The 5,560-nt window shown below is 69.6% G+C and carries 6 protein-coding genes and 1 tRNA gene; 4 read left to right on the top strand and 3 right to left on the bottom strand.

The window, feature by feature from the left end:
* Positions 1-194: PfkB family carbohydrate kinase (locus tag ABDW35_RS31155; protein ID WP_343717731.1), on the bottom strand; the 194-nt coding region annotated here is incomplete at its 3' end.
* A 100-nt stretch (positions 195-294) separates the two neighbouring features.
* Here ABDW35_RS31155 and ABDW35_RS31150 point away from each other — a divergent pair.
* From ABDW35_RS31150 to ABDW35_RS31135, 4 genes are all read left to right on the top strand, one after another.
* Positions 295-717, top strand: a complete 423-nt coding sequence (locus tag ABDW35_RS31150) for a hypothetical protein (RefSeq protein WP_343717730.1) — start codon at positions 295-297, stop codon at positions 715-717.
* Between the two features lie 45 nt (positions 718-762).
* Positions 763-1,779, top strand: a complete 1,017-nt coding sequence (locus tag ABDW35_RS31145) for a ligase-associated DNA damage response exonuclease (RefSeq protein ID WP_343717729.1) — start codon at positions 763-765, stop codon at positions 1,777-1,779.
* Positions 1,776-3,359, top strand: coding sequence for a cisplatin damage response ATP-dependent DNA ligase (locus tag ABDW35_RS31140; RefSeq protein ID WP_343717728.1), 1,584 nt, complete (start codon positions 1,776-1,778; stop codon positions 3,357-3,359). The genes ABDW35_RS31145 and ABDW35_RS31140 overlap by 4 nt, the downstream gene beginning before the upstream one ends.
* Positions 3,360-3,724: 365 nt before the next feature.
* Positions 3,725-3,937: a hypothetical protein gene (locus ABDW35_RS31135; protein ID WP_343717727.1), complete on the top strand. Its 213-nt coding sequence runs from the start codon at positions 3,725-3,727 to the stop codon at positions 3,935-3,937.
* 13 nt (positions 3,938-3,950) lie between these two features.
* Here ABDW35_RS31135 and ABDW35_RS31130 read toward each other — a convergent pair whose 3' ends face one another.
* Positions 3,951-5,117 (bottom strand): acyltransferase, encoded by a 1,167-nt coding sequence (locus tag ABDW35_RS31130; protein WP_343717726.1) that lies wholly within the window; start codon positions 5,115-5,117, stop codon positions 3,951-3,953.
* A 147-nt stretch (positions 5,118-5,264) separates the two neighbouring features.
* A tRNA-Thr gene (locus ABDW35_RS31125) sits at positions 5,265-5,339 on the bottom strand.
* Positions 5,340-5,560 lie beyond the last annotated feature (221 nt).

The following is a 5,560-nucleotide window of genomic DNA, read 5'->3' as shown; positions in this document are numbered from 1 at the left end:
GGGTCGTGGCCCATGCGGCTGACCAGCCCGACCGGCAGGCCCAGCCGGGCCACGGTCTCGGCCACGTTCCGGGCGACGCCGCCCAGGCTGGTGCGGATCGTCACCGGGTTCGAGGTGCCCAGGCGAACGGCGCGGTGGGCGCGGGCCTGGCGGTCGATATGGGCGGCGCCGAAGCACCAGACGGGCAGGGGCATTCAGTCTCTCTTTCGAACCGGCCGCACCCTGCGTCGGCTGTCTGCGAAAGGCAAGATCCGGGGTTGCGCCGCGCCGCCGCAGTCGGCAGCATCCCGGGCCATGCGACGCATCGCCCTCCTGATCGTCCTGCTGTTCGGCTTCGCGGCCCCCGCCCTGGCGGCGGACCCGCCGGCGCCGTCCGGCACCTATCGCGGGCAGGTCACCTCGGGCGGCGTGCTGGCGCCGGCGGTGCTGACCTTCCTGCCGGACCGGCATGGCGGCTGCTACCACGTCGTCGACGCCTCGGCCGGGCCGTATGACGGCACGCTCAGCGACGGCGAGGCCCTGGGCGGCGGCCTGTACCGCTTCACCTGGAGCGACAAGTTCGGCGTCGGCACCGTGACCTTCGCCTTCCAGGACGGCGCCGCCGCCTTCAGCGGCAAATGGTACTTCGCCGAACAGTTCGCCGGCGTCTGGCTGGCCAAGCGGGCCGAGGGCGACGATCTCTCGTGCAAGCCGGTGCCGGTGGCGTCGCTGAACTGACGCCCGATTTGGCACCGGCTCGATCCGTCCCATATCCTTGAAGCCATGCCGAGCCTGCGCCCCGACCAGTGGATCCGAGTCCAGCCCGAAGGCCTGCTGGTGGTGCCCGGCGGCTTCCATGTCGACCCGGTGCGGCCGGTCGAGCGCGCGCTGGTCACCCATGGCCATTCCGACCACGCCCGGCCGAACAACGGCTCGGTGCTGGCGACGGCGGAGACGCTGGCGATCATGCGCGCCCGGTATGGCGAGGAGGCCGGCCGCAGCCTGCAGCCCGCGGCGCTCGGCGAGACCCGGCGGATCGGCGAGGTCGACGTCACCTTCGTGCCGGCCGGGCACGTGCTGGGTTCGGCCCAGATCGTGCTGGAGCATGCCGGCAGCCGGGTGGTGGTCTCCGGCGACTACAAGCGCCGGCCGGACCAGACCTGCCTGCCGTTCCAGCCGGTCGTCTGCGACGTCTTCGTCACCGAGGCGACCTTCGGCCTGCCGGTGTTCCGCCACCCGCCGGACGGGGAGGAGATCGCCAAGCTGCTGCATTCCGTCGCCCTGTTCCCGGAACGCTCGCACCTCGTCGGCGTCTATGCCCTCGGCAAGGCCCAGCGGGTGATCCGGCTGCTGCGCCAGGCTGGCTGGGACCGGCCGATCTACATCCACGGCGCGCTGCAGGCGCTCTGCGACCTGTACGAATCGTTGGGCGTGCCGCTCGGTCCGCTGCTGCCGGCCACCGAGGCGCCCAAGGCCGAACTGGCCGGGCAGATCGTGCTGGCGCCGCCCTCGGCCAGCGCCGACCGCTGGTCGCGCCGCCTGCCGGACCCGGTGGTGGCCGCCGCCTCCGGCTGGATGCGGGTGCGCCAGCGCGCCCGGCAGGGCGGGGTCGAGCTGCCGCTGATCATCTCCGACCACGCCGACTGGGACGAGCTCTGCGCCACCATCGAGGAGGTCGAGGCCGGCGAGGTCTGGGTCACCCATGGCCGGGAAGAGGCGCTGATTCATCAGGTCCGCAAGTCGGGCCGCGCCGCCCGGGCCCTGGCGCTGATCGGCTTCGAGGAGGACGACGCCGGATGAGGGCGTTCGCCGCGCTGATCGAGGGGCTGGTCTACACGCCGTCACGCAACGGCAAGATCCGGCTGCTGACGGACTATTTCGAGCATACGCCGGACCCCGATCGCGGCTGGGCGCTGGCGGCGCTGACCGGCGCCCTGACCTTCGCCGCCGCCAAGGCCTCGACCATCCGCAACCTGGCGGTCGGGCGGGTCGACGAGGCGTTGTTCGGCTGGTCGTACGATTTCGTCGGCGACCTGGCCGAGACCGTCGCCCTGATCTGGCCGCGCAAGCCGGGCGCCAACCGCGAGCCGAGCATCACCGAGGTGGTGGAGGAACTGCGGGCCACCTCGCGCGCCGCAGCGCCGCTGCTGATCGAGCGCTGGCTCGATTCGCTGGAGGCGTCGGAACGCTTCGCCCTGCTGAAGCTGATCACTGGGGCTTTGCGGATCGGCGTCTCGGCCCGCCTGGCCAAGGTGGCGCTGGCGGAATGGGGCGACCAGTCCGTCGACGACATCGAGGAGCTGTGGCACGCGCTGGAGCCGCCCTATGAGGAGCTGTTCGTCTGGCTGTCGGGGCAGGGGCCGAAGCCGGAGATCGGCGACCGCGCCACCTTCCGGCCGCTGATGCTGGCGCATCCGCTGGAGGCGGAGGACATCGCCGGGTTGGACCCGGCCGCCTATCGCGCCGAGTGGAAATGGGACGGCATCCGCGTGCAGGTGGTCGGCCGCGGCGACCGGCCGCCGCGGATCTATTCGCGCAGCGGCGACGACGTCACCGGCGCCTTCCCGGACCTGGCTGACACCATCCGCTTCCACGCGGTGCTGGACGGCGAGCTGCTGGTGGCGCGGGACGGGGTCGTCGCCCCGTTCAACGACCTGCAGCAGCGGCTGAACCGCAAGGCGATCACCGCCCGGATGATGGAGGACTACCCGGCCTGGGTGCGGCTCTACGATATCCTGTTCGAAGGCGACGAGGACCTGCGGCCGCTGCCTCTCGACGCCCGGCGCATCCGGCTGGAGTCCTGGATCGCGCGGGAGCGCCCGGCGCGCATGGACCTGTCGCCAATGATCCCGTTCGAGAACTGGGACGAGCTGGCTACCCTCCGCGACAACGCCCGGGCCCAGGCGATCGAGGGGCTGATGCTGAAGCGCGGCGACAGCGACTACGTCGCCGGCCGGCCGAAGGGGCCTTGGTTCAAGTGGAAGCGAGGGGCGCTAACCCTCGACACCGTGCTGATGTATGCCCAGCGCGGCCACGGCAAGCGGTCCTCCTTCTACTCCGACTACACCTTCGGCACCTGGCGGACCGAGCCGGAGGGCGAGCGGCTGGTGCCGGTGGGCAAGGCCTATTTCGGCTTCACCGTCGAGGAGGTGGCGCAGCTCGACCGCTGGGTGCGCAACCACACGACGAAGCGTTTCGGCCCGGTGCGCGAAGTCGAGCCCAGGCTGGTGCTGGAGGTCGCCTTCGACAGCGTCCACCGCTCCACCCGTCACAAATCCGGGGTGGCGATGCGATTCCCCCGCATCCATCGCATCCGCTGGGACAAGCCGGCGGCTGAGGCCGATCGGCTGGAAACGCTGGAGCGAATGATCGTCGAGTAATACTTCGGTTTCACAACACTTTCATTTGACAGGAAATTTTATTCACATTGCCCGCGTATTGCCCGTTGACAGTCATGGCCGTCTGAGCGAGGTTCTGGGTCAAGAGCGACCCCTCACGAAGGCCGCCGAGCACTTGATGCCAGCAGACGAGTCGCGCCCCGCAGGGGGCGAGGAGCTGTGCGCTTCCTTGAGGAGCCCGGCAAGGACACGGAAGGATGACATGTTGGCGCCAGAGATCAGACCGCTCCTCCCGACCTCGGATCATCCGGCCGGGCGATGGCGGAACTGACGGCTCTACCGTCCCGTTCCCCCTTCGCTTCCGTCACTGCCCGGCGCCTGCAGCGCTGTCGCCACAGAGGTCCATCATGGTTCGTTCCGAAGCGTTCACGATCGAGGTCGCGGGCGAGGCGGTCGGTATCGTCGTCGCCCAGAAGCGCGGCTTCCGTTTCTACGCTTCCGATTCACGCTTTCAGCATATCGAGGGCCAGGAATTCCGATCCGTCGCCGATGCCGAGCGCGCCGCCCGCGATCTCGGTCGCGCCACGTCGCTGCCGCGGGCTGCGGGCCTAGCCAGCTAAGCGCACCACCCTCTCAGCGGGCCGGGCGGAGCACGGTGCGCAGGATCGGCGAGGCGAGAAGCCGCCGGCCCAGTGCGCGTCCGGGCATCTCGATCGTGGTGTAGGCCAGCCAGGTTATGGCGACGACGATGGGAATGGTGATCGCCATCGCCAGGGCGAAGCGGACCGGCGCCGGCGTCGAGGCGCCCAGCGTCGTCGCCGCGAAGCCGGCGGCGGGCAGCAGCACCAGCAGATGCGACAGGTAGATGCCGTAGGAGGCCTCGCCCAGCAGGTGGAACGGGCGGCTGCCCAGCAGCGCCGACAGTCGGGAGAGGATCCGTGCAAGGACGCCGCCAAGCGCGGCATGGTGGATCAGGCCAAACATCCCGAACGCGATCATTGCCCGAGCCGCCAGCGCGACTGGTACGGTGCGGCCCCCGATCGGCAGGGCGGCGAGCAGGCCTGCTAGAAGGGCAAAGAGCAGTACGGTCCGGTGCGGCCGCCCGATGGCCGCGGCGCACAGCATGCCCGCGAGGAAGACATGCAGCTTCAGCACCAGCACGGACGGCATCTCGTAGCTGGCGAAGAAGGCCGGGCTGAGGCTGTACAGCAGGATGCCGGCGGCAGCGACGGCCAGGGCGCCGGCCAGCCAGCCGATGCGGCCGATCACCAGCATCAGGAACGGCAGCGCCAGATAGTACTGCATCTCCAGCCCGATGCTCCAATCCGGCAGCGCCGTGCGGAAGCCGTAATCGGGGAGCGCGCCGAACACGAAGGAGAGGTGCAGCAGGATGTTCTGCAGGCTCTGGTCGGTGTACCGCTCCATGCTGGTCATCGATGCCGGGACGACGGACGCGATGTCCACCCGCGCCTCGCCGAGCCAAGGGCCGATGGCGATGGCCACCGCCAACGCGGCGTAATAGAGCGGCGCGATCCGGAAGAATCGGCGAATCCAGAAGGCGATCCAGGTCGACGGTGCCTCCCACGGCTCGCGCGACCGGCGCTGCACGTAGTGGAACACCATCAGGAAGCCGGAGATCATGATGAACAGGTCGACGCCGAAATCCGGGGAGGCGACCAGCGGGATGTGCCAGCCCGAAAGCAGCAGCCCGTGCCCGACCAGGACCCAGAGGGACGCCAGTCCGCGCAGGCCGTCCAGGCAACCGATCCGGCTATTGTCGCTGCGGTCGGCGTTCTGCATGCGGTTCACCTGAATCCGGGCGGGTTGTCAAAATACAACGCCGCCATACCAAATGGCTGCCGAATTCGTCGAGAGTGTGGCGGCATGGGGAAAGACGGCGATTTCTGGCCGGAGCCCGAGGGACATTCGGGGATGTCCGGGGAACGCTGGTGCTGCCGCTGAGGATTGAACTCAGGACCTCTCCCTTACCAAGGGAGTGCTCTACCACTGAGCTACGGCAGCCCGCCCGTTCAAGGCGGCGCGGAACCTGCCATAGCGTCGGGGGTGGTGCAAGCGCTTTTCCGAGGGGCGTGTCGATTACGTCCGTTCCGTGCCGCCAGCCCCTCCGCTCCGGTTGCGTAACGGCCCCGCATCGGCCATACCAAAGCCGAAATGACCGATCAGCGTCGTCCCCCGAACGCCAAGCCAGCGTCCCCGTCGCGCCAGGAGCGCGAGGCGGCGGC

Origin of the sequence: Inquilinus sp., assembly GCF_039594555.1 — a bacterium.
In the GTDB taxonomy this organism is placed as follows: Bacteria; Pseudomonadota; Alphaproteobacteria; order DSM-16000; family Inquilinaceae; genus Inquilinus.
The sequence above is the reverse complement of the archived record's forward strand: the minus strand, read 5'-3'. Positions and strand labels throughout refer to the sequence as shown.

Coding starts and splice junctions, on each gene's coding strand:
- ABDW35_RS31150 (WP_343717730.1), top strand. CDS start 295: ATGCGACGCATCGCCCTCCTGATCGTCCTGCTGTTCGGCTTCGCGGCC.
- ABDW35_RS31145 (WP_343717729.1), top strand. CDS start 763: ATGCCGAGCCTGCGCCCCGACCAGTGGATCCGAGTCCAGCCCGAAGGC.
- ABDW35_RS31140 (WP_343717728.1), top strand. CDS start 1,776: ATGAGGGCGTTCGCCGCGCTGATCGAGGGGCTGGTCTACACGCCGTCA.
- ABDW35_RS31135 (WP_343717727.1), top strand. CDS start 3,725: ATGGTTCGTTCCGAAGCGTTCACGATCGAGGTCGCGGGCGAGGCGGTC.
- ABDW35_RS31130 (WP_343717726.1), bottom strand. CDS start 5,117: ATGCAGAACGCCGACCGCAGCGACAATAGCCGGATCGGTTGCCTGGAC.